This window comes from Agrobacterium sp. 22-209-1, from assembly GCF_053522485.1.
The window spans coordinates 36,795-61,414 of sequence record NZ_JBNWCH010000005.1; the positions used below are offsets into that span (position 1 = coordinate 36,795).

Here is a 24,620-nt window from a genome sequence, read left to right on the forward strand (position 1 = left end):
GATATGGCTACCGTAAAAGTCGATGCCGCCAACTTCCAGTCCGAAGTCCTCGAATCCGCCGAACCCGTCGTGGTGGATTTCTGGGCTGAATGGTGCGGCCCGTGCAAGATGATCGCGCCGAGCCTTGAGGAAATTTCGTCCGAGCTGGCCGGCAAGGTCAAGGTCGCAAAGCTGAACATCGACGAAAACCCGGAACTCGCGGCCCAGTTCGGCGTGCGTTCCATACCGACGCTCGCCATGTTCAAGGGCGGCGAAGTGGCCGACATCAAGGTTGGCGCTGCCCCCAAGACAGCGCTCTCAGCCTGGATTTCCGGCGCCGCATAAGCAATATCAATGGAATGAGAAAGCCCGGCATCGCTGCCGGGCTTTCTTTATTGGGGAACCGTGCCGTTAAGGGCAAGCGCGTTGCCGGCAAGATAAAGCGAGCCCCCGATCAGGATGCGCGGCGCTGGTCCTTCGGCATTAAAACGGCGCGACAGCTCTTCCAGCGCATGCATCAACGACGACGTGGGCGCAGCCACCAGCCCGGCATCAAAAGCGGCATGGGCAAGCACGACGGGGTCGATCGCCGCATCCGTGCCGCCGATGGGCACGGTGAAGACATATTCGGCTATATCGGCGAAAGCCTTGAAATACCCCACCGGATCCTTGGTATTGATCATGCCCGCGATGATGAAGAGCGGGCGCGGCGTCTTTTCCTCAAAGCCGGCCATGGCCTCGGCAATCACTTCACCCGCACCGGGGTTATGACCGCCATCGATCCAGATTTCCGAATCCTTCGGGGTCATTTCAGCGATTTTGCCGGTCAGGATGCGCTGAAGACGGCCGGGCCATTCCACGGAGGTCATGGCCTTTTCAATCATCCGTTCCGTCACCTCAAAACCGGCTGCTTTCACAGCGCGGATCGCTGCGGCGGCATTGGCGAGCTGATGGCGGCCGGGAAGCCTTGGCAACGGCGCATCCGTCAGGCCGAACTCATCCTGATAGACCATGCGGCCGAATTCTTCATGGGCGGAAAAATCCTGCCCATAAACGGAGACCGGGCAACCAATACGTTCGGCCGTCGCGACAAGCGTGTCTAGCGCCGCGTCATATTCCTGGTGGCCAATGACGACAGGCGAGCCCTTTTTCATGATACCGGCCTTTTCGGCAGCGATCAGTTCCACGCGGTCGCCGAGATAAGCCTGGTGATCAAGCGAGATTGGCATAATGACGGAAACCGCCGGGTTATTGATGACATTGGTCGCATCGAAACGGCCGCCCAAGCCAACCTCAACGACCGCAGCATCGGCGGGCTGTTCCGCAAAAAGCACGAACATAGCCGCAGTCAGGATTTCGAAAACCGTGATTGTCTGACCAGCATTGGCAGCTTCAATGCGGCGCAGCGCATCCGCAAATATCTCGTCTTCGACGTAACGGCCTTTATCGCCCGCCACGCCAATACGATATCGTTCGTGCCAATTTACCAGATGCGGCGAGGTATGAACGTGGACAGAGAGCCCTGCAGCCTCGAGCAAAGCCCGGCAAAAGGCGCTGACGGAGCCCTTGCCATTGGTGCCCGCCACGTGGATCACTGGCGGCATTCTGTTTTGCGGATTGCCGAGTTTTTCGAGAAGACGGGAAATTCTGTCGAGTGAAAGATCAAACCCCTTGGGGTGGAGCTGCATCAGCTCTTCAATGATCTTTTCGGCCTCACCGATCGCGGGCTTCGTCATGTCTTCCGTTCGCCTTTCAGGCGTTTTGCTTGCCATTTGTCCGCCGCCCCAAAAATGAAATCAGGCAACGTATAGCATCATCCCGAAGGCAATTTATGCCTCCGGGCGACATATTTTTTTCCTCAGGCCGAAGCGGCCAGCGGGACGACGGCGTTTGCGTTGTCGGCAGGCGCCTTGGTCATGATTTTGAGCATATTGGCAAGCGTGTCGGGGATTTCGCGGCGGTCAATCACCATGTCCACCATGCCGTGTTCAAGCAGATATTCCGAGGTCTGGAAGCCTTCGGGAAGTTTTTCGCGAATGGTCTGCTCAATCACACGCTTGCCTGCGAAGCAAATCTCGGCGCCCGGCTCGGCGATATGCACATCGCCCAGCATGGCGTAGGAGGCCGTGACGCCGCCGGTCGTCGGGTTCGTCAGAACCACGATATAGGGCATGCCGGCTTCCTTCAGCATGTTCACGGCAACCGTGGTACGTGGCAGCTGCATCAGCGAAAGAATGCCTTCCTGCATGCGCGCGCCGCCCGAGGCCGGGAACATCACCAGCGGGCAGCGCTCGGAAATGGCGCGCTCGAAGGCTTTGACGATGGCTTCGCCGGCGGCAATGCCGAGCGATCCGCCCATGAACTGGAATTCGTGCACGACGGCGACGATCTTCAGGCCTTTCAAGAGGCCCACACCGGCAAGGATCGTATCTTCCTGTTCGGTCTTCGTGCGGCTGTCGCGCAGACGGTCGGTGTATTTTTTGGAATCGCGGAACTTCAAGGGGTCCTGCGCGACCTTCGGCTGGACCAAGGCCTCATAGACGCCATCATCGAAAAGATCGGCAAGGCGTGCCTTGGCCGGCATCTTCATATGGTAACCGGAAGCCGGGATGACCCACTTATTGTCTTCCAGATCCTTGTGGAAGACCATCTCGCCCGTTTCCGGGCACTTGATCCATAGGTTCTCCGGAACCTCCGGGCGGCGGCCAAGCATGGAATTGATCCGCGGCCGAACGTAATTGGTGATCCAGTTCAACTGTCTACTCCTGACTGGGCCGCGCACTTATTCCGCAGCGGCAAGGCGCGATGCACGCACGCCCGTTGAAAGTCCTTTTACCAGCGTCGTAACAGCCGGCACGGTATCGGCGGTCGCCTGCCCGTCCTTGGTCAGGCTGCCCGCAATCTGGTTGACGATGGCGGAACCCACCACCACGCCATCCGCCACGGCGCCGATCGCTTTTGCATGATCGGCCGTCTTGACACCGAAACCGACACAGACCGGCAGTTCCGTATGCGCCTTGATACGACCGACAGCGCCCGAGATCAACGAGGGATCGGGAAGCGCTGAACCGGTGATACCGTTCATCGAGACATAATAGACGAAACCTGAGGTATTTTTAAGGACGGCAGGCAGGCGCTTGCCATCGGTCGTGGGTGTCGCCAGACGGATGAAATTGATGCCGCGCGCGAGTGCCGGGATGCAGAGTTCATCGTCCATTTCCGGCGGCAGATCGACCACGATCAAGCCATCGACGCCAGCCGCCAGCGCGTCGTCCAGGAACTTTTCAACGCCGTAGATGTAGATCGGATTATAGTATCCCATCATCACGATCGGCGTTGCATCGTCTTGCCTGCGGAATTCGCGGGCGAGATCGAGCGTGGTTTTCAGCGTCTGTCCGCCCTTCAGCGCGCGCTGGCCGGCCAGCTGAATGGCCGGGCCATCCGCCATCGGGTCGGAAAAGGGCATGCCGAGTTCGATGACGTCAGCGCCCGCTTCCGGCAGCGCCTTCATGATGCCGAGCGAGGTTTCGAAATCCGGGTCGCCGCCCATGAAATAGGTAATCAGAGCCGGGCGGTTTTCAGCGCGCAGATCGGCAAAGCGCTTGTCCATACGTGCAGTCATGATCTTATACATCCATTCCAAGGAACTTGCTGACGGTGTGGACATCCTTGTCGCCACGGCCGGAGAGGTTCATCAGGATGATCTCATCCTTCCCCATCTTCGGCGCGCGCTTGATGACCTCGGCCAAGGCATGGCTCGGCTCGAGAGCCGGGATGATACCTTCAAGGCGGGTCAGCATCTGGAAGGCGTCCAGCGCCTCATGGTCCATGATCGGCACATATTCCACGCGGCCGATATCACTCAACCAGGAGTGCTCGGGGCCGATGCCGGGATAATCGAGGCCGGCGGAAATGGAATGGCCTTCCTTGATCTGGCCATCCTCATCCTGCAGCAGATAGGTGCGGTTGCCATGCAGCACGCCGGGGGAGCCGGCCGTGATCGAGGCACAGTGTTCTTCGCCCGACAGGCCTTTGCCGCCAGCTTCGACGCCGACGATGCGCACGCTTTTGTCATCGAGGAAAGGATGGAAGATGCCGATGGCGTTCGAGCCGCCGCCAACTGCCGCGATGACCATATCCGGCAGGCGGCCCTCCGCTTCCAGCATCTGTGCCTTGGCTTCCTCGCCGATAACCGCCTGGAAATCACGGACCATTTCCGGATAGGGATGCGGGCCGGCCGCGGTGCCGATCAGGTAATAGGTATCTTCAACATTGGTGACCCAGTCGCGCAGGGCCTCGTTCATGGCGTCCTTGAGTGTGCCATGACCGGCCGTCACCGGCTTCACCTCGGCACCCAGAAGCTTCATGCGGAACACATTCGGGGCCTGACGGGCGACATCGGTCGCGCCCATGTAAACGACGCAAGGCAGGCCGAAGCGCGCCGCAACGGTTGCCGAGGCAACGCCGTGCTGGCCGGCACCGGTTTCGGCAATGATGCGGGTCTTGCCCATGCGCTTGGCAAGCAGAATCTGGCCGAGGCAATTATTGATCTTGTGCGAACCCGTGTGGTTCAGCTCTTCGCGCTTGAAATAAATCTTCGCGCCGCCAAGTTCCGCCGTCAGGCGCTCCGCAAAATAAAGCGGGCTCGGGCGGCCGGTATAGTGCGCGCCAAGATGCTTGAGTTCCGCCTGAAACGCGGGATCGGTCTTGGCCTTATCCCATTCCGCCTGCAAATCCAGAATGAGCGGCATGAGCGTTTCGGCAACGAAGCGACCTCCGTAAATGCCAAAACGTCCGTCCTCATCAGGACCAGCGCGAAAAGAATTGGGTGTTGGCGCGTCGTTCACTTCAAGCTCCCTTTGGGCCTTTCGACCAATCATTCACCACATCAAAAAACGCATCTATCATGGACAAATCCTTGACGCCCGGCGCGCTTTCGACGCCGGACGACAAATCTAGTCCGCCTGCCTTGGTTTCCGCCAGAGCCTCGGCGACATTGTCCTTATTCAGCCCACCGGAAAGCATGTAATCTACACTTTCGTCAAGTGAGCGCAGAATCGTCCAGTCAAACGAGATGCCGTTTCCACCCGGCAGGTCAGAACCGGCAGGCGCCTTGGCATCCAGCAGGAAACGGTCGGCAATGCCAATATAAGGCTCGATTTTGGCGAGATCACCGGCATCGCGAATGGAAATCGCCTTCATGACAGGCAGACCGTAAAGCGCCTTGATGTTCAGCAGCCGCTCCGGGCTTTCGCTGCCATGCAGTTGCAGAATGTCCGGCCTTACGAGATCGATAATTTCATCGAGATAATCATTGTCGGCATCGACGGTGACGGCAACCACCTTGGCGGCGCCACGGGCGGCTTCGGCCAGCCTACCGGCAAGATCCGGCTCAATGTAGCGCGGGCTTTTTTCAAAGAAAATAAAACCGACATGGGACGCACCGCGCCTGATGGCGCGCTCCAGCGTTTCCGGTGTCTTCAATCCGCAAATCTTGATATCCGGTTTCATACCCGCGACCTGACATGAAATGCGACAAGAGTCGAGCCAAATCGCATCCCTTTTTGATGGAATGTTTCACGTGAATCCAGATGGCGATGCCCGCCGCCAGTTTCAATCGAAATCGATGGCGTGAAGTCGGGAGCCATGGCGTTTCAGCCAGTCCTTGGCTTCATTGGTGTGGGGGCAGAGCTTTTCGCACAGCGCCCAGAATTTCGGGCCATGGTTCATTTCGCTCAGATGCGCGACCTCATGGGCTGCGAGATAATCGATGACGTTTTCCGGGGCCATGACGATGCGCCAGGAGAAACTCAAGTTTCCATCATGGGAACAGGAGCCCCAGCGGCTGCGTGTATCCTTCATGCTGATGGATCGCACCGGCCTGCCGGCGGCGCGGGCGTGAATGGCAACCAACCGTTCCAAATCAGCCTTTGCTTCCTTTTTCAGGAAAGTCGCGATCCGCCGTCTCAGATGCTCGGGCGCGCCGCTGACTTTCAGAACAGCCGCACCATCAGCGTCTTTCGCGACGTGGGTCAGGCCCCTCAGGCTGCCGGTGTGTTCGATGCGATGGGAGGTGCCTCTGATATCGATGGTCGCACCGGGACGCAGACCGTCATCAGGGCTGAACTTCTGAAGCTTGCCCTCCAGCCAGCCCTGATGCCTTTCGAGAAAATCGTCGACCTGACGGTGATGCAGGCCCATCGGGATCGTCAGCTTCAGCGCCCGGCCGCCCGGCTCGATGCGCAAGGTGATGCGCGTGGCCCGCGGGTTTTCCCTGACCGTGATCGGCACCTGCCGGCCCGCAACCGCGACGGTGCGCTGGCTCGGCACGATCTTCTTTGCCGCCGGCGACTTCAGGGACTTTCTGAGGAGCGAAAACATGAAGCCTTCATAACCGATTCGTCCATCCCTTGGCCACGCAAATGCGCGGCGTCACCTGCCGTTTTGCCTTAGGCTGTCTGGTGTTTGCCAATGAAATCCAGCATGCGCGGCACTATTTCCTTGCGGAAGCGCGAACCGTTGAAGACGCCGTAATGCCCTACATCCGGTTGCATGTAGTGTGCGCGTTTATCTTCAGGGATGTTACGGCAGAGATCATGGGCCGCCTTCGTCTGGCCAACGCCGGAAATATCGTCATTCTCCCCTTCGACAGTGAACAATGCGACCTTGCGAATAGCAGCCGGATCGACCGCCCTACCCCGATGCCGCATGTTCCCCTTCGGAAGCGCATGGTCGATGAAGACGGTTTCCACCGTCTGCAGATAGAATTCCGCCGTCAGGTCCATGACGGCCAGATATTCATCGTAAAATTCGCGGTGTTTTTCTGCGGAATCGCCGTCATTCTTGATCAGGTTGAGGTAAAAATCCTTATGCGCCGTCATGTGCTTGTCGAGGTTCATCGACATGAAACCGGAGAGTTGCAGAAAGCCGGGATAGACATTGCGGCCGAAGGCGGGCTGGGGCCACGGCACCTGCATGACGACATTATCGCGGAACCATTCGATTGGCTTCGCCGTGGCCAGGCCATTGACGGCTGTGGGATTGATGCGCGTATCGATAGGACCGCCCATCAGCGTCATGGATGCCGGTGCAAATTTATCGCCATCGGCCTCCATAAGCGAAACGGCGGCCAGAACAGGCACGGACGGTTGACAGACGGCGACCACATGCGCGCCTGGACCAATCTCGCGCAGCATGTCGATGACATAACTGATGTAATCGTCAAGATCGAAGGTCCCATCACTCACCGGCACCATGCGGGCATCGATCCAATCGGTAATGTAAATATCTGCCGAAGGCAGCAAGGCCTCCACGGTGCCGCGCAGCAATGTGGCATAATGGCCGGACATCGGCGCAACCAGCAGCACCTTCGGCTCGGGCCGGCGGGCAGGATCGACCTCTTTTTTGAAATGAACGAGATTGCAGAACGGACGCGACCAGACGGTCTCTTCGGCAACGGCGATGGTCTCACCATCGACAATAGTCGTGGCAAGTCCGAATTCCGGTTTGACATAACGGCGCGTCAGGCGTTCGAAAACCTCGAAGCCAGCATCGAGGCTTCTTCCGAAAGCCGTGCTGGAAAGCGGGTTCATAGGATTGTTGCAGGCCTGGCGCATCATATCGGCACCGGCGCGCAGCGGCGCCATGGCTGCATGGTTCATTTCATAGAGGTGGTAGAACACTGATGACGCCTCCCTCGCGATCACGCTCTTTTTTTCAACCATAGCAGCTTTTCGCAGGTGCACAAAATTTAAGGCGCCGGCGGTTTCCCGCCAGCGCCTCACTTTCCGTTGAACGCCGTAGCGATCAGATATCGGCGACGAAAGTCTGCTTCTGGGAACCGAGGCCCTCGATACCGAGTTCCACGACGTCACCAGCCTTCAGGTAACGCGGCGGCTTCAGGCCCATGCCGACGCCGGGGGGGGTGCCGGTGGAAATGACATCGCCGGGATGCAGCGACATGAACTGGCTGAGATAGGAGACAACGTGGGCAACGCCGTAAACCATGGTTTTGCTGGAGCCATCCTGCATGGTCTGGCCGTTCACCTTCAGCCACATGCCGAGGTTCTGCGGATCGGTGATTTCGTCCTTCGTCACCAGCCATGGGCCGATGGGGCCGAAAGTGTCGCAGGACTTACCCTTGGTCCACTGACCGGCACGCTCCGTCTGGAAGGCGCGCTCGGAAACATCGTGCGAAACGCAATAACCGGCGACATAGTCGAGAGCATCGGCTTCCGAGACATATTTCGCGGTCTTGCCGATGACGACGCCGAGCTCGACTTCCCAGTCGGTCTTCTCAGAACCGCGCGGAATGGTGACGTTATCGTTCGGACCGACAATGGCCGAGGTCGCCTTCATGAAAATGACCGGTTCCGGCGGTACGGTCGCACCTGTTTCGGCGGCGTGGTCGGAGAAATTGAGGCCGATGCAGATGAATTTTCCCGTTCCGGCAACGCAGGCGCCGATGCGCTCTTCGTTCAGCACCGGAAGTGTGCCGAGGTCGATCGCGGCGATCTTCTTGAGACCCTCTGTAGAAATGGCATCGCCGCCAATGTCTTTGACATGGGCGGACAGATCGCGGACTTTTCCTTCCGCGTCGAGAATGGCTGGTTTTTCCTGGCCGGGCTGGCCAACACGCATCAATTTCATGGAACTCTCTCCCGGTTGTCAGACAAGGTGATGCATATATGAACGATGCATTCATACTTGTCACCCCTTGACTGAGCCAAGTTTCGAAAAATACCTTTTCCTTCCCTTCAATCATAAGGACATGGCTCGTGACGAACAGTAATTCCCGGCAATCAGAATATCCCGTCGATCCCCTCTTCCTCGATCGCTGGTCTCCACGCGCCTTCGATGGCCACGCCATGCCGCAAGAGCATCTGATGACCATTCTGGATGCCGCGCACTGGGCGCCGTCTGCCTCCAACTATCAGCCATGGCGGTTTGTCTATGCGCACAAGGATAGCGAAGACTGGCCGCTCTTCGTGGAACTGCTGATGGAGGGAAACCAGCGCTGGGCAAAAAATGCCTCCGTGCTGCTCTTCGTCACTTCTCGCGACCACAACATCTCGCGTGAAGGCGAGAAAAAGCCATCCGCTACCCATTCCTTTGATGCGGGTGCCGCCTGGTTTTCGCTTGCCATGCAGGCACATCTGCTCGGTTACCACGCGCACGGCATGGGTGGCATATTGAAGGATAAAATCGTTGAAAAACTGAACATTCCGGAAGGCTACAAGGTTGAGGCCGCGGTCGCCATCGGCACGCTGACCGACAAGTCTGTTCTCCCTGATGATCTAGCGGAGCGGGAAGTGCCGAGCAAGCGTCTGCCCCTTTCGGATGTGGCCTTCGAAGGTCGCTTCACCGGCAAGGTTGATTGATGTTCTCAGAACGACAAAAGGCCCGGCGGAATTGACCACCGGGCCTTTTGTTAAAGTTTCGTTTCACGTGAATCGTTCCGCGAAACGCTCCACAGGATTAGATATCGAGGTTCGCGACGCTAAGCGCGTTTTCCTGGATGAAGTCGCGACGCGGCTCCACTTCGTCGCCCATCAGGCGGGCAAACAGGCCGTCGGCATCGGTGGCGTCGTTGACCTTGACCTGGAGAAGCGAGCGAACATTGGCGTCAAGCGTCGTTTCCCACAGCTGCTCGGCATTCATTTCGCCGAGACCCTTATAACGCTGCATGGAAAGACCCTTGCGGCCAGCGGCAAAAATTGCATCCAGAAGCGCGCGCGGACCGGCCAGTTCCATCGTGCCGTCCTTGCGTTGCAGGACCGGCGGCGTGGCGTAGATATCGCGCATACGAGCTGCGAGCTGATCGATATGGCGGGCATCGGCCGAACCGAGCAGGCCCATATCCAGCGTCGAGACTTCCTTGACGCCGCGCACCATGCGCTCGAAGCGCAAGCCGCCATCCTGCAGCACCGTGCCGGACCAGCCACGTTCGGTTTCTTCCGCGATCATGTCGAGACGCCGCGCCACTTCAGCAACGGTCTCCTCGGCGCGGGCGGCATCGGCCGAAAGCTCGGGGTTCAGTGCGCCGGCTATCGCCGCCTGTTCCACGATCGAGCGGCTGTAACGGGAATGAAGCCCGTCGATCAGCGAACGCATGCGCAGCGCATCGAGAATGACTTCGCGAAGATCGGCGCCGACGCGAACCTCACCGGTGCCGAGGGTCAGCGATGCTTCCTCAAGACCCATCGAAATGAGGTATTCTTCCAGCGCCTTCTCATCCTTGAGGTACTGCACGGATTTGCCACGCGTGACCTTATAAAGCGGCGGCTGAGCGATATAGAGATGGCCGCGCTCGATCAGTTCCGGCATCTGGCGGAAGAAGAAGGTCAAGAGCAGGGTACGGATGTGAGCGCCGTCGACGTCAGCATCCGTCATGATGATGATCTTGTGGTAACGCAGCTTGTCGGCGTTGAACTCATCCTTGCCGATGGAGGTGCCGAGCGCTGTAATCAGCGTGCCGATTTCCTGGCTGGACAACATCTTGTCGAAACGGGCGCGTTCTACATTGAGGATCTTGCCGCGCAGCGGCAGGATGGCCTGAGTCTCGCGCGAGCGGCCCTGCTTGGCCGAACCGCCAGCGGAGTCACCCTCGACGAGGAAAAGTTCGGATTTCGCCGGATCGCGCTCTGAGCAATCGGCAAGCTTGCCGGGCAAAGAGGCGATATCGAGAGCGCCCTTGCGGCGCGTCAGTTCGCGTGCCTTGCGGGCAGCTTCGCGGGCAACCGCCGCTTCCACCACCTTGCCGACCAGAATTCGTGCGTCGGAAGGATGTTCTTCCAGCCAGGTGGAGAGCGCTTCGTTGACAAGGCTTTCCACGACCGGACGCACTTCGGACGAAACGAGCTTGTCTTTCGTCTGCGAGGAAAATTTGGGGTCGGGAACCTTGACGGAAAGAATGGCCGTCAGACCTTCACGGCAGTCCTCGCCCTGCAGGCTCACCTTTTCCTTTTTCAGTATGCCCGAGGTTTCCGCATAGGAGGTTACCTGACGGGTCAGCGCCGCGCGGAAACCGGCCATATGGGTGCCGCCGTCGCGCTGGGGAATGTTGTTGGTGAAGCAGAGCACATTCTCGTGGTAGCTGTCGTTCCACCACAGCGCGACCTCAACCGTAATGCCGTCCTTTTCACCCTTGATGGCGACTGGCTTGTCAACCAGCGGCTTCTTGGCGCGGTCGAGATAACGGACGAAGGCTTCGAGACCGCCATCATACAGCAGCTCTTCCTGCTTGACGTCGGAATGGCGCTTGTCTGTCAGCAGAATGCGCACGCCGGAATTCAGGAATGCGAGTTCGCGCAGGCGATGCTCCAGCGTTCCATAATCATAGTCCGTCATGGTGAAGGTCTGCGGGCTTGCCAGGAAGGTCACTTCCGTGCCCGAGCGGCCTTCATATTCGCCAATGACGGAAAGCGGCGCATCGGCGACACCATGGGTGAAGCCGATTTCATGCACCTTGCCATTGCGGCGGATTCTGAGCTTCAGCCAGACGGAAAGCGCGTTCACCACCGAGACGCCCACGCCGTGCAGACCACCGGAAACCTTATAGGAGTTCTGGTCGAATTTGCCGCCCGCGTGAAGCTGGGTCATGATGACTTCGGCGGCGGAAACGCCTTCGGAAGAATGGATGTCGGTTGGAATGCCGCGCCCGTTATCCGTCACCGTCACCGATCCGTCAGCGTTCAGCGTCACCGTCACCAGATCGGCATGGCCGGCAAGCGCTTCATCGATGGCGTTGTCGACGACCTCATAGACCATGTGGTGCAGGCCGGAACCATCATCGGTATCGCCGATATACATGCCGGGCCGTTTGCGCACGGCATCAAGGCCCTTGAGGACCTTGATCGAATCGGCTCCATATTCCGCGTTCGCGCCGACTTCGCTTGACGATGTTTCGGTCATAAATACTCTTTCCAAAGTTTTCTCGGGCCAGGTTTCCAGTGAGAGGGCCTGAAGCCAGCGAATCACTCAAATCCGACATGCGACTATAGAAATTCTACACCCAATCCCAAAGGCCGCATGCTTCAGGATGCTGCATAAAGCAGGGGATAGAGGGGTTTCAATCGCAAGAACGGCTTTTTTGCAGCACGGCTGACAGTTCCTCTACCACACTCGGCGGCAGCTTGCGAATATCCCGTGCCAGCCGGTTGGCGAAAGCCGTATATTGCGGCGGCAGGCCGATGGTGTCGATAACCACTTTCGGGTCGGACGAGCCGGCCAGAAAGAACAATTCCTCCGCCTCGTCCCAGATGATGTTGAAATATCCGGCAATGCGCTGCAACAGATCAAAGCTCGGCTTTCCACGCTTGCCGTGCTCCAGCGCCGAAAGATAGGCGGGCGACACGCCGATGGCGGCGGCCATTTCCTTCTGCGTCACGCCCTTGCGCTCGCGAAGCTGCCGCACGGCCTCCGCAAAAGGTGTCATGACTTTTCACCGCGCCGACGCGCCAGCCGCACATAAAGCGCGCCGTCGCCGCCGTGATTGGCGGATGCATCCTCATAGGATGAAATCAGGTGGCGATATTCCGGCTTGGAAAACCACATGGGCACCGCCCTTTTCAGCGCACCGTCGCTGCCGATGGAACGGCCCTTGCCCGTTATGACGAGCACATGCCTCAGACCGCGTTCATGCGCGCGCAACAGAAAATCAAGCAGCACCGCATGAGCTTCGCTCTGGAACATACCGTGCAGATCGATCCGCCCTTCCAGCGGTAGCCGGCCACGGGTGAGTTTGCGCTTGACCGGTTTTTCCATCGGCTGATGAATTTTCGGCTTTTTATCCGGAGCCGCTGATGGCGGCTCGGCCGGCTCCGCAAGCATGCGCGGAAAGCTGCTTTTTCCGGTCTGGGAAACCTCGGGTTCAACCAGAGGCTCCTCCATGTCCTCGAAAGCCAGCAAATCTTCCAGCCTGCCGGAGATCGGCCGCGTGGTTTTTGCAACCTTTCCCCACAGAATGCGCTCTTCCTTGCCGAGCTTGCGACTGGTCTTCATCACCGATACCTCTGCGCAGCCACCTGCGGTATCAGTATATAAAAGTCGGCCTCATTGCGCACCGTACCGGCAAGCTCTCCTGCTTCGAAACCGGAGCCAGTGAAGATATCGCCACGGGCCGGGCCGACAATGGCTGAACCCGTATCGAGCGCCAGCATCAGCCGCGCAAAAGGTTTTCCGTCATCGAGATGCGTAAGCGACGGTGAATGGATGAAGAAGGGAAGCCCGAACGTGTGGATGAGCCTGTCCACCGCAAGCGCGCGCCCCGCGACCAACGGAACCTTCGCAGCCGCAATCGGCCCCATATCCTGACCGGCGACATCCGCCTCCCGGAAAAAAATATAGGAGCGGTTATGCCATAGTACCCCATCCACCTTGTCGGGATGGTCAGCGAGCCATTTGCGGATCGCCTGCATCGACACGGTTTTCGGATCAAGTTCCCCGCGATCGATAAGCAGACGGCCAATCGGTGAAAAAGCATGCCCGGCCTTTGCCGCATAGGTGATGCGCTTTACCGCGCCATCGCGAAACACCAGACGCGCCGCACCCTGCACATGGACGAAAAACACGTCGACCTTCGATCTTGCCCAGGCAATCTCAAGGCCCCTGCCCTCCAGATACCCTTCATCGATCTCCCGCCGGTCGGGAAAATAGGAAATCCCGTTTTCATCCGCTCTGCCGAAAGCATAGGACGTATCGAAACCGGCGGGCCGATTGGCGTCGTCGATATCCACCAGCTCGGGCGGACGGCGGTAAATCGGATAACGCCAGATGTCGTCGGCTTCAGATGACACTTCTAGTTCGGGTTCGTAAAAAGCGGTCACGAAACCGCTTTTTCCCGGAGCCGAAGAAATCCTGAAAGGCACGCAATTGGTTTCGAAAAACCGGCGCGCCTGCTCCGGGCTGTCTATTGGGTTTTTCTCTGCGCTTTCCAGAAGCGAAACCAGTTCCGCCGCCGTGACCCCGAGCGCGCCTGTCCTGTAGGGTTTTGCGATCCGAAGGTGCGACAGGATTGTCGCCATCGCCGGAAAAAGCTTGCCCGGATCGTCTTGCCGCCATCCGGGCAGGTCGCTGAAAGAAACTTCTTCGATCGAAAAGGGCGCGGTCATTGCTCGGATTCGGTGGCGATCAGCTTCCAGTTCGGATCGCGCGAGCGGATATCGCGCGAGAAGGTCCAGATGTCGTCCACCTCCGCAACCGCATCCGGATCGCCATCCACCAGCTTGCCATCCTTGTCATAGGTCGCCGAAATCAGCTGGCTGACGATCCTCAGGGTGATCTGCACTTCGGAATCACGCACACTGGCCTGCGTGATATCTGCTTTCTCGATACCCACGAAGGTGGACTTCACCACCTCGCCACGACCTTCCCTCTCGGAAATGGCCGCCTCGAAACCGTCAAAAACCTCCTTCGACAGAAGGTTCTTGAGCGTCTTGCGGTCGCCATCGGCAAAGCCCATGACGATCATTTCATAGGCCATGCGGGCGCCGTTCAGGAATTCCTTCGGCCCGAAGGACGGGTCCCTGGTCATCACCTCACGCAGAGACGCATTGAGCGGCGTATCGACGGGCGCAAGCGCGTCCGCCTCGGCAAAACGGTTTTCGTCGTCCCCCTCGCTGCGCTTTGGCAAGGTCACGACCTTGTTATCATCTGCAACCGGGCCCTTCACCGCATCTCGCGGGCTATAGGGGTCGAATGGCGGCTTCTCATTGCCCGTGCGGCGGCCGAGGACACTGCGCAGCTGAAAAAAGATCAGCACCGCTGCAACGAGAAAAAACAATGTGATAAAGTCGCTAAAGCCCATCTTTTACCAAAACCGCCATTTAAATTCGAAAACTACACCATCATATAGTCTGCATCTTATCATCATTCAAATGCGCAGATTCAATCATCGGTGTCCCGGGAACCGGCAATCTGCCAGAGATGCACACGCAAGGCTAGAAGATGCGTTTTCCCTTTCTCCCCATCGCCATCCTGATGATGCCCATCCTCGAAATTGCCGGTTTCATCATTGTTGGCAAGGCAATCGGTTTGTGGCTGACATTGGCGCTTGTCCTGTTCACCTCGTTTCTGGGGTTGCTCATCCTGCGGCTCGGAGGCATCGGCATGGTGAGAAACCTCCAGGACGCGGGGCGTACCGGCGCGCAGCCGGCGGATGAGTTGGTGAATGGCGCCATGCGCGTCGTTGCCGGGATCCTGCTTTTCATTCCCGGTTTCATTACCGACATTCTCGGCCTTCTGCTTCTGTCGCCCACCGTACGGCGCTTTTTCTGGAAGGCCTTCGGGCCGCGCGTCGTCGTTGCTGGTTCCTTTCGGCACTCCGGCCAGCAATCTGGTTCTCAGCCCGGAGATTTTTCCGGCTTTCGGAATGACCCGGGACATACGGGCAATTCGAAGGTAGTGGATCTCGACGAGGAAGAGTTTCATCGCGACGAGCCAAAGGATGATTCCCCATGGTCGCGCAAACCGGACAATCGCGACCTGCCAAAACCCTGATCCCGGGCGGAACGGATCGCGGTGACCCGATCACGAAGGGTTGTAAGCCCCCGGTCGAAATGGTAGACCGCCTTCCACGAATTCATGCCGTGAGGAAATGTAATGACCGCTGAAAATGGTGCACAGGACGCAGTAAGTCCTTCCCTCAACATTCTTGCCCAGTACATCAAGGATCTTTCCTTCGAAAATCCGGGTGCTCCTCGCTCGCTTCAGGCACGTGACAATGCGCCGTCGATTAATATCAATGTCAACGTCAACGCAAACCCGATCTCCGGTTCGGATTTCGATGTTGTTCTGACGCTGAACGCGGAAGCCAAGGATGGCGACAAGGTGTTGTTCGCGGCCGAACTGGTTTACGGCGGCGTGTTCCGCATTGCCGGCTTCCCGCAGGAACATATGCTGCCGGTGCTGTTCATCGAATGCCCGCGCCTGTTGTTCCCCTTCGCGCGCCAGATCATTGCGGACGTTACCCGCAATGGCGGTTTCCCGCCGCTGATGATCGATCCAATCGATTTCGCGCAGATGTTCGCCCAGCGCGTTGCCGAGGAACAGGCCAAGGCCAAGGTTCAAGCGGTACCGAACTAAGTGACGCGGCTCTGCGCTGCAGAATTCAGACAAAACAAAACCCGGGTTCATGCCCGGGTTTTTCTTTGACGGCATTCACCGTTTACAGTGCCTGGACAGGTATCAATTCTGGTAACGGTTCCAGATCGCCTTGTCGCCCATGCCGAGAACAAGTTTACCGTGGGCCGCGACCGTTTCCGCATCCAGCCTGGAGGGCAAAGCCCGCGGCCTTTGCAGCGGCTCAAGCGGTACATCGTCCTCGACGATGATGGTTTCCTGCTTGGCGGCGGAACCGAAACCGAGCGCCGTCTGGCGCCCGCCAATCATTTCAATATAAACCTCGGCGAGCAGTTCGGAGTCAAGAAGCGCGCCGTGCTTGGTGCGATGGGAATTGTCGATGCCGTAACGACGGCAAAGCGCGTCCAGCGAGTTCGGTCCCATCGGGTGCTTGCGACGGGCAAGCGAAAGCGTATCCGTCACCAACTCTGCAGAAACCGGTTCAATACCGAGACGGGCAAATTCGGCGTTGATGAAGCCCATGTCGAACGTGGCGTTGTGCGCCACCCAGCGCGCACCCTCGAAGAAGTCACGAATCTGGTCGACGACCTCAGCGAATTTTGGTTTATCCTTCAGAAACTCATCGGTAATCCCGTGAACGGCAAGTGCGTCGGGGTGAACCTTGCGATCTTCCGGGCTGATGTACAGATGCAGAGTTCGACCGGTGGGAAAGTGGTTGATCAACTCGATGCCGCCGATTTCAATCACGCGGTCCAGCTTCGATTCGAGCCCCGTAGTTTCCGTATCGAAAATGATCTCACGCATTCATATCTCCACGGCGCGACTCAGCGGCCAGTTTCTGCAGAATCTCTTTTACCTGATCCCTTGCCGCTTCGACACCATTTCCGGAATCGACGATAAAGTCGGCACGCCGGCGCTTTTCCACATCGGGCATCTGGCGGGCGAGGATCATTTCGAATTTCTCCTCCGTCATTCCCGGTCGGGACAAAACTCGCTCTCGCTGAATCTCCGGCGCGCAACTGACGACAACGACTTTATCGACGCGGCTTTCCGCCCCGGTTTCGAACAGCAGCGGAATATCGAGGAGGGCGAATTGCCGATCCTCTTTCCTTGCTTGAGCCAGAAAAGCCTCCTGCCTTCCACGCACCAGCGGATGTACGATCTCTTCCAGTCTGCTAAAATTAGCCGGATTCTGCCGCAAGATCTCACCGAGTTTCTGCCTGTCCACCGCACCGGAAACGGTCGTGCCCGGAAAGGCAGCTTCGATCAGCGGGGCGGCTTCCGCCCGGTAAAGCCCGTGCACGACCTCATCGGAATCGAGAACCGGAACGCCTTCTCCCGCGAACAACCTCGCCGTCGTCGTTTTTCCCATTCCAATCGAGCCGGTGAGACCGATGACGATCATCAATGTTTCTCCATATCCTCGATGATGAGAGAACGCAGGGCCTCATCGACCTCCGGCGTTTTGCCGAACCACCGCTCGAAGCCGGGTTTTGCCTGGTGAAGCAGCATGCCGAGCCCGTCGACGGTAGCCATGCCCTGCTCTTCCGCCATTTTGAGGATCGGGGTTTTCAGCGGCACATAGACGATATCGGTTACGACGGCCTGGGCGGCCAACAGCGAAAAATCAAGATGCGGCGCTTCCGTCCCGTCCATGCCGAGCGACGTCGTATTCACGAAAAGTCCGGCACCCTGCATGACCTCATAAAGCGCTACCTGGGGATGGGAAAAAACCCGCGGTCCAAAACGGTCGGCCAGTTCGCGGGCCCGTTCGACGGTACGGTTGAGGACGTGGATTTCGGCAATGCCGCGATCACGAAGCGATTGGATGACCGCCCGGCTTGCACCGCCAGCGCCTAGAACCACGGCCCGCTCGGCCCTGTCCCAACCCGGATGTCGCTCATCGAGATTGGAGACAAAACCATAACCATCCGTATTCGTAGCGTGGAGTTCGCCCTCCTCCATCCAGACCGTGTTGGCGGCACCGAGTTCTTCCGCCAGCGCATCGGGCCTGTCTGCCAGCTGATAAGCCGCTTGCTTATGGGGAATAGTGACATTGCCACCGACGGCCGTGCCCGGTTTACCTTGCTTCAGCGTTGCAATGAAATTCGCAAAATCATCCGGGGAGACTTCCACAGCCTTGTAGGAACCGGCAATGCCGAATTTCTTCAGCCAATAAGAATGGATGATGGGCGATCGGGAATGCTTGATCGGATAGCCGACAACGAATGCGTTTATGGTTAATGTTTCACGTGAATCAGCCATCGACAACGTCCATGTCGCGCAGTTTGGATAAAAGCGGCAGAAGCGGCAAGCCGAGAATCGTGAAGTAGTCGCCCTCGATTGAGGTGAATAGCTGGATTCCTTCTCCTTCGAGCTGGTACGCACCGACACTGCTCAAGGCCTTTTCTCCCACGCGTTGCAGGTGGCGGGAGACAAATTCGGCGCTCAAAGTCCGAACGGTCAACTCAGCGCTGGAAACAATCTGCCACACCACCTCACCATGTTGTACGAGAACGGCGGCGCTGTTCAGGCGGTGAACCTTGCCGGACAATGACAGGAGATGCGATTCGGCCTCCGCCATGGTTTTTGGCTTGTGATAGACGCGGGCACCGAGCGCCATGGTCTGGTCGCAGCCGAGAACCAATGCTCCGGGATAGAGCCTACTGACGGCAAGAGCCTTGGCCCTGGCGAGTTCCAGTGCCACCTCTTCCGGGCTGGCTCCGTCTCGTTCCAGCTGTTCATCGAGCGCGCGCTCGTCAATATCCGCCGGGATGGCTAAAAATGTCAGCCCCGCATTGCGCATCAACATCTGGCGGGATGCGCTGGACGAGGCGAGGATCAGTTCCTGTTTCATCGACTGTCTGCTCCGAATGATGCGATTCGGATTATCGTGTCCTCGAACGAAGGGCAAGGATGGCCGCCGCCGTTTCCTCGATGGAGCGGCGCGTAACGTCGATCAGCGGCCAATTGTTGTGGGCGCAGAGCGCTCGCGCATATTTCAGCTCTTCCATGATGGTGGCGCGATCCGTGTAGCGACCGCTGTCAAATCCGCCCGTCGCGCCGAGTTCGCGGTTTTCCCGCACCTGCGATATGCGGTCCGATGTCGCGACCAGGCCCACAATCAGCGGCCGGGTGGCGGCATACAGGCTTTCGGGTAGCGGTACATTGGGAACAACAGGAATATTGGCGGTCTTTATTCCCCTGTTGGCGAGATAGATGCTGGTTGGTGTTTTCGATGTGCGGCTGATGCCGATAATGACGATATCGGCCTCGTCATAGGTTTCCGGCATTTGCCCGTCATCATGATCCATAGCGAAATTAAGCGCCTCGATCCGGGCGAAATAATCCGCATTCAAGGCATGTTGCGCACCCACCCGCCGTCTGGACGGCGCACCGAGGTAGGTCTGGAAGATGCCGATGATAGGTTCAAGAACATTCACGCAGGGTACGCCAATCGCGTGGCATCGCAAATCCAGAAACTCCGCCAGCTGCTGGTCGACGATCGTATAGAGAACAATGCCCGGTTCCTTGTCGATGAGATCGACGACCTGCGCGAGCTGCTTCTGGTTTCGAATCATCGGATAGACATGTTCCACAGGCATGGAAGCATGGAACTGGGCCGAGACGGCCCGACCAGCCGACATTAGAGTCTCCCCCGTTGAGTCCGAAATCAGGTGCAGATGGAAGAAGCTTTTTTTGTTCTCCACGCTGTTTTTCTCCCGCTGTTGATAAACCGGGACAAATCTCCGAATTGTCCTGCGGGTCGAACCGCGACGTGAATAAAGTGGTGTTTTTCCACAATCCGCAAGTGGCTTAAGTCGTCTCCGACGTGCTTGTGGATTGTTGGAAGAATGCGCAACTGTTCAAAATTTTCCACAAATTATCCACAATCGCTCTGTTATTTTGTTCTGACATAAACAACTGAAATCATTTATAAAATTCAGATTCTACGGATTATTACAGAACAAACGGACCTATAATATTCGCAGGCACGCTTGAAACTTGGTGGCTGCGGCATTTCGACTGGAATGATTTTAATCCTTGCTACCCACAGACTCTAAGAAATAGAAAATCTTTTAAATCTCTTTGATTTTATTTTTTAGAAGCTGGTGCCATGAGCGAACGCAAGGTTATGACGGTGTTGAACGGGCAGACGGTCACACCACCACCCATATGGCTGATGCGACAGGCTGGGCGTTATCTTCCCGAGTACAGGGAAACGCGAAAGAGCGCCGGTAGTTTCCTCGATCTCTGTTATAATCCCGAACTGGCGACGGAGGTTACTCTCCAACCCATTCGCCGGTTTGGGCTGGATGCCGCCATTCTTTTTTCCGATATTCTGGTGATTCCGGATGCGCTTCATCGCAACGTGTCTTTCAGCGAAGGAAAAGGTCCGGCCATGGACCCGATCAATGTCAGCGGTATCGAGAAGCTGGACGGCGCAAATGTCATGGCGCATCTTTCGCCCGTTTTCGAAACCGTTTCCCGTCTGCGCACCTCTTTGCCGGATGAAACGACACTTCTCGGTTTTTGCGGTGCTCCATGGACGGTTGCGACCTACATGATCGCGGGACACGGAACGCCGGATCAGGCCCCGGCGCGGTTGTTCGGTTATCAGGAGCCGGCCGCCATGGAAAAGCTGTTGGCTTTTCTGGCCGAGGTTTCCGCCGATTATCTGGTGGCGCAGATCGATGCCGGTGCCGATGCGGTTCAAATCTTCGATTCCTGGGCCGGTGTGCTCGGTGAGAAGGAATTCGAGGACTATGCGATAAAGCCGGTCGCCCGCATTATCGCATCGGTGCGCGCCCGCCGGCCCTCGGCAAAGATCATCGCCTTCGCGAAAGGAGCTGGTTATCTTCTCAAAGATTATCGCCGCAAGACGGGCGCCGACGCCATCGGGCTCGACTGGTCGGTGCCGCTCGGTTTTGCCAGAGACTTGCAGAAGGAAGGCCCGGTGCAGGGCAATCTCGATCCCATGCTGATGGTGGCGGGCGGCAAGGCCTTGCAGGATGGCATCGATGCCGTGCTGCAGGCGCTGGGACAGGGTCCGCTGATCTTCAATCTGGGCCATGGCATTACCCCCCAGGCTGACCCGGAAAACGTGACCCGGCTGGTGCAGCGCGTGCGCGGCGGAGCCGGGGCATGAGTGACGAAAAACAAACCTCCGCCCGTTCCGGTAACCGGGCAGCTTTGCGCGCGGGCATCGCAATTGGTGTCTTTGCCGCTTTCGTCGCCCTGTTATTTTATGCCGATCCGGCCGATCTTTATCTCTGGATCAAGGCGCTACATATCATCGCTGTGATTTCCTGGATGGCGGCAATTTTTTACCTGCCGCGGCTCTTCATCTACCACACCGATGCACCCCCGGGTTCGCAGCAGTCCGAAACCTTCAAGGTCATGGAACAGCGGCTGATCAAGGTGATTATGAACCCGGCGATGATGATATCCTGGATATTGGGACTTTATCTCGCCTGGTCGGTTTATGGTTTTTCCGGCGGCTGGCTGCATGCCAAGATCGCGCTGGTGGTGCTTCTGACCGCGACCCATGTTTATTTCACGCGCAGCGCAAAACGTTTCGCGCGGGATGAAAATACGCGGCCTGCCCGTCACTGGCGGTTGATGAACGAGGTTCCGACGGTGCTGATGATCGCCATCGTCATACTTGTGGTTGTGAAACCCTTCGGTTAGGGCGGTGCAACGATAAATTTCGCGGAATTCGTGCTTTCCTCTTGCAGCGGCCGTGCACAATCGCTATTTTCGGGCCACTCATCTTCGTGGCATGTGAATTATTCAGTCATCTGCGGCATTTCCCACAGCATCTGATTCGCGAACACGCCCTCCCCCGACATTACATTATCAAACGGTCTTCTCTTCATGGCTGAAATGAAGCTTCAGGAACTTAAGAGCAAATCGCCTACCGACTTGCTGACTTTTGCCGAATCCCTGGAAGTTGAAAATGCGAGCACCATGCGCAAGCAGGAACTCATGTTCGCAATCCTCAAGGTTCTCGCGAGCCAGGACATCGAAATCATCGGCGAGGGCGTCGTCGAAGTCCTGCAGGACGGTTTCGGGTTCCTGCGATCCGCAAATGCAAACTATCTGCCCGGTCCGGACGATATCTATATCTCGCCGTCGCAGATCCGCCGCTTCTCGCTGAAAACCGGCGATACCGTTGAAGGCCCGATCCGCGGCCCCAAGGAAGGCGAACGTTATTTCGCGCTTCTCAAGGTCAATACGATCAATTTCGACGATCCGGAAAAGATCCGCCATAAGGTTCACTTTGACAATCTAACGCCGCTTTACCCGAATGAGCGCTTCAAGATGGAACTGGACGTTCCGACTTCGAAAGACCTGTCGTCGCGTGTGATCGATCTCGTCGCACCGCTCGGCAAAGGTCAACGCGGATTGATCGTAGCGCCGCCGCGCACGGGTAAGACCGTTCTGCTGCAGAACATTGCTCATTCCATCACGGCAAACCATCCGGAATGCTATCTGATCGTTCTCCTTATCGATGAGCGTCCGGAAGAAGTGACCGACATGCAGCGTTCCGTGAAGGGCGAGGTTGTGTCGTCGACCTTTGACGAACCAGCCGTCCGTCACGTGCAGGTCGCCGAGATGGTCATCGAAAAGGCCAAGCGCCTGGTCGAACACGGTCGCGACGTCGTCATCCTGCTCGATTCCATCACCCGCCTCGGCCGTGCCTACAATACGGTTGTTCCCTCCTCCGGCAAGGTTCTCACGGGTGGTGTCGATGCCAACGCCCTGCAGCGTCCGAAGCGTTTCTTCGGGGCCGCGCGTAACATCGAAGAAGGTGGTTCACTGACCATTATCGCGACCGCGCTGATCGATACCGGCAGCCGCATGGATGAGGTCATCTTCGAAGAATTCAAGGGTACGGGTAACTCGGAAATCGTGCTTGACCGCAAGGTTGCTGACAAGCGCATCTTCCCGGCACTGGATATTCTGAAATCCGGTACGCGTAAGGAAGACCTGCTGGTGCCGCGTCAGGATCTGCAGAAGATTTTCGTTCTTCGCCGTATTCTCGCGCCGATGGGTACGATGGACGCCATCGAATTCCTGATCGACAAGCTGAAGCAGACCAAGAACAATTCGGATTTCTTCGAATCGATGAATACCTGATCCGGACTTTAGCCGGATTCATCGTGAGAGCTTCAAAGCCGCGTCCGTTTATTCGGATGCGGCTTGCCTGTTTTAGACTGAGGTGAATGATGCCAGCTTCCACCGATACGATCTACGCGCTTTCCAGCGGTGCCTTGCCGGCGGGTGTGGCTGTTTTCAGGATTAGCGGCTCCAGAGCTTTCGATGCGTTGAAGATGCTGACGGGACGGGAACTTCCGTCACCACGAAAGGCCATGTTGTGCTCGATTCGGAGTCGAAACGACGATGTCATCGACCAGGCGCTGGTAATCGCCTTTCCAGCTCCAAATTCCTTCACGGGTGAGCATTGCGTTGAAATTCATAGCCATGGCAGTCGTGCGGTCATGGCTTCGATTTTTGCCGAGCTCGAAAATCTTGAGGGTCTTCGGCCGGCGGATGCCGGTGAATTCTCTCGTAGAGCCTTCGAGAATGGGAAGATGGATCTCCTTGAGGTCGAAGGCCTCGCTGATCTGTTGCAGGCTGAAACGGAGATGCAGCGGCGCTTGGCGGTGGAACAGAGCACTGGCAAATTGTCGGCGCTTTATGACGATTGGGCCAGCCGCCTGACGCGAGCCCGCGCTCTCATCGAAGCGGAACTGGATTTTGCCGACGAGGAGGACGTTCCAGATTCCGTGGCGGCTCAGGTTTGGGAGGCCATGGCGCTTCTCAAAACGGAAATCCGTCATCATCTCCAGCGTGGTAACGGCGGTGAAATCATTCGCGACGGGTTCAAGGTGGCGCTGGTCGGTGAACCAAATGCAGGCAAGTCCACTCTTTTGAACGCTCTTAGCGGTCGGGATGTTGCGATCGTTACTGATATTGCCGGTACAACACGAGACGTTCTAAGCGTCGATATCAATCTGGAAGGATATTTGGTTCGGCTATTTGATACGGCAGGAATAAGAGAAACACAGGATATCGTTGAGCTTGAAGGCGTGCGGCGCGCGGTTTTGACAGCCGAGACGGCAGATCTCGTTCTATTGCTTCAGGATAATGATTCGTTCCCGAAACAACCCGTTGAATCGCTCGGGAGCCAGAGCTATTTGCGAGTGAGAACGAAAACAGCGCTCCATTCCCCTACTTTGAATGATGGATTTGATCTGTCTATCTCAGCCCAGGAAGGAATAGGCTTGAATGAACTGCGGTCGATGCTGAAGCAGGAAATAGAAAAACGCGTCGGTGCCGGCCAGACTTTGGTTCCCGCGCGCGCTCGGCATAAAAAACGACTTGAAGAGACGCTGAACTATGTTAGTGATGCACTCGATTCCGAGACCCTGGACCTTGCGATAAGGTCGGAATATTTAAGACTCGCTGCAACATCGCTCGGACGGATTACCGGCCGCGTTGATGTGGAAGATTTGCTCGGCGTGATCTTCTCGGAATTCTGCATAGGAAAATGA

General features: G+C 57.4%; 26 protein-coding genes. 8 read left to right on the plus strand and 18 right to left on the minus strand.

What is annotated here, in order from left to right:
* The first annotated feature begins 3 nt into the window (after positions 1-3).
* Positions 4-324 carry a thioredoxin gene (gene trxA, locus ACQZ48_RS13185; RefSeq protein WP_003505361.1) on the plus strand — a complete coding sequence of 107 codons (321 nt, stop codon included), beginning with the start codon at positions 4-6 and terminating at the stop codon, positions 322-324.
* Between the two features lie 47 nt (positions 325-371).
* Here trxA and ACQZ48_RS13190 read toward each other — a convergent pair whose 3' ends face one another.
* The 8 genes from ACQZ48_RS13190 to ACQZ48_RS13225 all read right to left on the minus strand — a co-directional run bounded on the left by ACQZ48_RS13190 (position 372) and on the right by ACQZ48_RS13225 (position 8,628).
* The gene (locus tag ACQZ48_RS13190) at positions 372-1,751 is read right to left on the minus strand and encodes a bifunctional folylpolyglutamate synthase/dihydrofolate synthase (RefSeq protein ID WP_448728889.1); all 1,380 of its coding nucleotides are present in this window, start codon (positions 1,749-1,751) and stop codon (positions 372-374) included.
* Positions 1,752-1,837: 86 nt separating this feature from the next.
* Positions 1,838-2,734 carry an acetyl-CoA carboxylase, carboxyltransferase subunit beta gene (gene accD, locus ACQZ48_RS13195; RefSeq protein WP_077983688.1) on the minus strand — a complete coding sequence of 299 codons (897 nt, stop codon included), beginning with the start codon at positions 2,732-2,734 and terminating at the stop codon, positions 1,838-1,840.
* A 27-nt stretch (positions 2,735-2,761) separates the two neighbouring features.
* Entirely contained in the window at positions 2,762-3,601 is an 840-nt protein-coding gene (trpA, locus tag ACQZ48_RS13200) for a tryptophan synthase subunit alpha (protein WP_080793324.1), read from the minus strand.
* A 4-nt stretch (positions 3,602-3,605) separates the two neighbouring features.
* Positions 3,606-4,826, minus strand: a complete 1,221-nt coding sequence (gene trpB, locus ACQZ48_RS13205; protein ID WP_077983723.1) for a tryptophan synthase subunit beta — start codon at positions 4,824-4,826, stop codon at positions 3,606-3,608.
* 1 nt (position 4,827) lies between these two features.
* Positions 4,828-5,490 carry a phosphoribosylanthranilate isomerase gene (locus ACQZ48_RS13210; protein WP_077983687.1) on the minus strand — a complete coding sequence of 221 codons (663 nt, stop codon included), beginning with the start codon at positions 5,488-5,490 and terminating at the stop codon, positions 4,828-4,830.
* A gap of 102 nt (positions 5,491-5,592) precedes the next feature.
* Complete coding sequence (locus ACQZ48_RS13215; protein WP_191217152.1) at positions 5,593-6,360, minus strand: M48 family metallopeptidase; 768 nt, start codon at positions 6,358-6,360, stop codon at positions 5,593-5,595.
* A 68-nt stretch (positions 6,361-6,428) separates the two neighbouring features.
* Positions 6,429-7,661 carry a polyhydroxyalkanoate depolymerase gene (locus ACQZ48_RS13220; RefSeq protein ID WP_321186461.1) on the minus strand — a complete coding sequence of 411 codons (1,233 nt, stop codon included), beginning with the start codon at positions 7,659-7,661 and terminating at the stop codon, positions 6,429-6,431.
* Positions 7,662-7,785: 124 nt separating this feature from the next.
* Positions 7,786-8,628 (minus strand): fumarylacetoacetate hydrolase family protein, encoded by an 843-nt coding sequence (locus ACQZ48_RS13225; RefSeq protein ID WP_191217154.1) that lies wholly within the window; start codon positions 8,626-8,628, stop codon positions 7,786-7,788.
* 128 nt (positions 8,629-8,756) lie between these two features.
* Here ACQZ48_RS13225 and ACQZ48_RS13230 point away from each other — a divergent pair, with 128 nt between their 5' ends.
* Positions 8,757-9,359 carry a nitroreductase family protein gene (locus ACQZ48_RS13230; RefSeq protein ID WP_142912879.1) on the plus strand — a complete coding sequence of 201 codons (603 nt, stop codon included), beginning with the start codon at positions 8,757-8,759 and terminating at the stop codon, positions 9,357-9,359.
* A 97-nt stretch (positions 9,360-9,456) separates the two neighbouring features.
* Here the strand turns inward: ACQZ48_RS13230 and gyrB are convergent, their stop codons facing one another.
* The 5 genes from gyrB to ACQZ48_RS13255 all read right to left on the minus strand — a co-directional run bounded on the left by gyrB (position 9,457) and on the right by ACQZ48_RS13255 (position 14,785).
* Complete coding sequence (gyrB, locus tag ACQZ48_RS13235) at positions 9,457-11,892, minus strand: DNA topoisomerase (ATP-hydrolyzing) subunit B (protein WP_077983721.1); 2,436 nt, start codon at positions 11,890-11,892, stop codon at positions 9,457-9,459.
* A gap of 157 nt (positions 11,893-12,049) precedes the next feature.
* The gene (locus tag ACQZ48_RS13240; RefSeq protein ID WP_003521160.1) at positions 12,050-12,415 is read right to left on the minus strand and encodes a helix-turn-helix domain-containing protein; all 366 of its coding nucleotides are present in this window, start codon (positions 12,413-12,415) and stop codon (positions 12,050-12,052) included.
* Complete coding sequence (locus ACQZ48_RS13245) at positions 12,412-12,981, minus strand: Smr/MutS family protein (RefSeq protein WP_077983682.1); 570 nt, start codon at positions 12,979-12,981, stop codon at positions 12,412-12,414. The genes ACQZ48_RS13240 and ACQZ48_RS13245 overlap by 4 nt, the downstream gene beginning before the upstream one ends.
* Positions 12,981-14,090, minus strand: a complete 1,110-nt coding sequence (gene mltA / locus ACQZ48_RS13250) for a murein transglycosylase A (protein WP_077983681.1) — start codon at positions 14,088-14,090, stop codon at positions 12,981-12,983. Before mltA ends, ACQZ48_RS13245 begins: the two co-directional genes overlap by 1 nt.
* Positions 14,087-14,785 carry a Tim44/TimA family putative adaptor protein gene (locus ACQZ48_RS13255; protein WP_131829420.1) on the minus strand — a complete coding sequence of 233 codons (699 nt, stop codon included), beginning with the start codon at positions 14,783-14,785 and terminating at the stop codon, positions 14,087-14,089. The genes mltA and ACQZ48_RS13255 overlap by 4 nt, the downstream gene beginning before the upstream one ends.
* A gap of 140 nt (positions 14,786-14,925) precedes the next feature.
* Here ACQZ48_RS13255 and ACQZ48_RS13260 point away from each other — a divergent pair, with 140 nt between their 5' ends.
* Both ACQZ48_RS13260 and secB read left to right on the plus strand, forming a co-directional pair.
* Positions 14,926-15,477 carry an FxsA family protein gene (locus tag ACQZ48_RS13260; RefSeq protein WP_077983680.1) on the plus strand — a complete coding sequence of 184 codons (552 nt, stop codon included), beginning with the start codon at positions 14,926-14,928 and terminating at the stop codon, positions 15,475-15,477.
* Between the two features lie 102 nt (positions 15,478-15,579).
* The gene (gene secB, locus ACQZ48_RS13265; RefSeq protein ID WP_077983679.1) at positions 15,580-16,062 is read left to right on the plus strand and encodes a protein-export chaperone SecB; all 483 of its coding nucleotides are present in this window, start codon (positions 15,580-15,582) and stop codon (positions 16,060-16,062) included.
* 102 nt (positions 16,063-16,164) lie between these two features.
* Here the strand turns inward: secB and dnaQ are convergent, their stop codons facing one another.
* The 5 genes from dnaQ to ACQZ48_RS13290 are packed head-to-tail and all read right to left on the minus strand — an operon-like array spanning position 16,165 to position 19,769.
* Complete coding sequence (dnaQ, locus tag ACQZ48_RS13270; RefSeq protein WP_077983678.1) at positions 16,165-16,863, minus strand: DNA polymerase III subunit epsilon; 699 nt, start codon at positions 16,861-16,863, stop codon at positions 16,165-16,167.
* Positions 16,856-17,464, minus strand: a complete 609-nt coding sequence (coaE, locus tag ACQZ48_RS13275; protein WP_191217155.1) for a dephospho-CoA kinase — start codon at positions 17,462-17,464, stop codon at positions 16,856-16,858. Before coaE ends, dnaQ begins: the two co-directional genes overlap by 8 nt.
* Positions 17,464-18,324 carry a shikimate dehydrogenase gene (locus ACQZ48_RS13280; RefSeq protein ID WP_077983676.1) on the minus strand — a complete coding sequence of 287 codons (861 nt, stop codon included), beginning with the start codon at positions 18,322-18,324 and terminating at the stop codon, positions 17,464-17,466. The genes coaE and ACQZ48_RS13280 overlap by 1 nt, the downstream gene beginning before the upstream one ends.
* Positions 18,317-18,916, minus strand: a complete 600-nt coding sequence (locus tag ACQZ48_RS13285) for a Maf-like protein (RefSeq protein ID WP_191217156.1) — start codon at positions 18,914-18,916, stop codon at positions 18,317-18,319. Before ACQZ48_RS13285 ends, ACQZ48_RS13280 begins: the two co-directional genes overlap by 8 nt.
* 31 nt (positions 18,917-18,947) lie before the next feature.
* A complete protein-coding gene (locus tag ACQZ48_RS13290) occupies positions 18,948-19,769 on the minus strand; it encodes a pyruvate, water dikinase regulatory protein (RefSeq protein ID WP_077983674.1) in 822 nt (273 codons plus the stop codon).
* Positions 19,770-20,176: 407 nt separating this feature from the next.
* On the opposite strand from ACQZ48_RS13290, the gene hemE reads away from it, so the two are divergent.
* The 4 genes from hemE to mnmE all read left to right on the plus strand — a co-directional run bounded on the left by hemE (position 20,177) and on the right by mnmE (position 24,620).
* Positions 20,177-21,208, plus strand: coding sequence for a uroporphyrinogen decarboxylase (gene hemE, locus ACQZ48_RS13295; RefSeq protein ID WP_137412368.1), 1,032 nt, complete (start codon positions 20,177-20,179; stop codon positions 21,206-21,208).
* Complete coding sequence (gene hemJ, locus ACQZ48_RS13300; RefSeq protein ID WP_170985695.1) at positions 21,205-21,750, plus strand: protoporphyrinogen oxidase HemJ; 546 nt, start codon at positions 21,205-21,207, stop codon at positions 21,748-21,750. Before hemE ends, hemJ begins: the two co-directional genes overlap by 4 nt.
* Before the next feature lie 186 nt (positions 21,751-21,936).
* A complete protein-coding gene (gene rho, locus ACQZ48_RS13305) occupies positions 21,937-23,202 on the plus strand; it encodes a transcription termination factor Rho (protein ID WP_004444236.1) in 1,266 nt (421 codons plus the stop codon).
* An 86-nt stretch (positions 23,203-23,288) separates the two neighbouring features.
* Positions 23,289-24,620, plus strand: a complete 1,332-nt coding sequence (gene mnmE, locus ACQZ48_RS13310; protein ID WP_448728890.1) for a tRNA uridine-5-carboxymethylaminomethyl(34) synthesis GTPase MnmE — start codon at positions 23,289-23,291, stop codon at positions 24,618-24,620.

What these genes read in the sequence shown, in the direction of transcription:
- ACQZ48_RS13225 (WP_191217154.1), bottom strand. Translation starts at nt 8,628, where the DNA reads ATGAAATTGATGCGTGTTGGCCAGCCCGGCCAGGAAAAACCAGCCATT.
- ACQZ48_RS13210 (WP_077983687.1), bottom strand. Translation starts at nt 5,490, where the DNA reads ATGAAACCGGATATCAAGATTTGCGGATTGAAGACACCGGAAACGCTG.
- ACQZ48_RS13255 (WP_131829420.1), bottom strand. Translation starts at nt 14,785, where the DNA reads ATGGGCTTTAGCGACTTTATCACATTGTTTTTTCTCGTTGCAGCGGTG.
- mnmE (WP_448728890.1), top strand. Translation starts at nt 23,289, where the DNA reads ATGATGCCAGCTTCCACCGATACGATCTACGCGCTTTCCAGCGGTGCC.
- ACQZ48_RS13285 (WP_191217156.1), bottom strand. Translation starts at nt 18,916, where the DNA reads ATGAAACAGGAACTGATCCTCGCCTCGTCCAGCGCATCCCGCCAGATG.
- secB (WP_077983679.1), top strand. Translation starts at nt 15,580, where the DNA reads ATGACCGCTGAAAATGGTGCACAGGACGCAGTAAGTCCTTCCCTCAAC.
- rho (WP_004444236.1), top strand. Translation starts at nt 21,937, where the DNA reads ATGGCTGAAATGAAGCTTCAGGAACTTAAGAGCAAATCGCCTACCGAC.
- mltA (WP_077983681.1), bottom strand. Translation starts at nt 14,090, where the DNA reads ATGACCGCGCCCTTTTCGATCGAAGAAGTTTCTTTCAGCGACCTGCCC.
- ACQZ48_RS13240 (WP_003521160.1), bottom strand. Translation starts at nt 12,415, where the DNA reads ATGACACCTTTTGCGGAGGCCGTGCGGCAGCTTCGCGAGCGCAAGGGC.
- trxA (WP_003505361.1), top strand. Translation starts at nt 4, where the DNA reads ATGGCTACCGTAAAAGTCGATGCCGCCAACTTCCAGTCCGAAGTCCTC.
- trpA (WP_080793324.1), bottom strand. Translation starts at nt 3,601, where the DNA reads ATGACTGCACGTATGGACAAGCGCTTTGCCGATCTGCGCGCTGAAAAC.
- hemJ (WP_170985695.1), top strand. Translation starts at nt 21,205, where the DNA reads ATGAGTGACGAAAAACAAACCTCCGCCCGTTCCGGTAACCGGGCAGCT.
- gyrB (WP_077983721.1), bottom strand. Translation starts at nt 11,892, where the DNA reads ATGACCGAAACATCGTCAAGCGAAGTCGGCGCGAACGCGGAATATGGA.
- ACQZ48_RS13215 (WP_191217152.1), bottom strand. Translation starts at nt 6,360, where the DNA reads ATGTTTTCGCTCCTCAGAAAGTCCCTGAAGTCGCCGGCGGCAAAGAAG.
- ACQZ48_RS13260 (WP_077983680.1), top strand. Translation starts at nt 14,926, where the DNA reads ATGCGTTTTCCCTTTCTCCCCATCGCCATCCTGATGATGCCCATCCTC.
- ACQZ48_RS13190 (WP_448728889.1), bottom strand. Translation starts at nt 1,751, where the DNA reads ATGGCAAGCAAAACGCCTGAAAGGCGAACGGAAGACATGACGAAGCCC.
- ACQZ48_RS13280 (WP_077983676.1), bottom strand. Translation starts at nt 18,324, where the DNA reads ATGGCTGATTCACGTGAAACATTAACCATAAACGCATTCGTTGTCGGC.
- coaE (WP_191217155.1), bottom strand. Translation starts at nt 17,464, where the DNA reads ATGATCGTCATCGGTCTCACCGGCTCGATTGGAATGGGAAAAACGACG.
- hemE (WP_137412368.1), top strand. Translation starts at nt 20,177, where the DNA reads ATGAGCGAACGCAAGGTTATGACGGTGTTGAACGGGCAGACGGTCACA.
- dnaQ (WP_077983678.1), bottom strand. Translation starts at nt 16,863, where the DNA reads ATGCGTGAGATCATTTTCGATACGGAAACTACGGGGCTCGAATCGAAG.
- ACQZ48_RS13245 (WP_077983682.1), bottom strand. Translation starts at nt 12,981, where the DNA reads ATGAAGACCAGTCGCAAGCTCGGCAAGGAAGAGCGCATTCTGTGGGGA.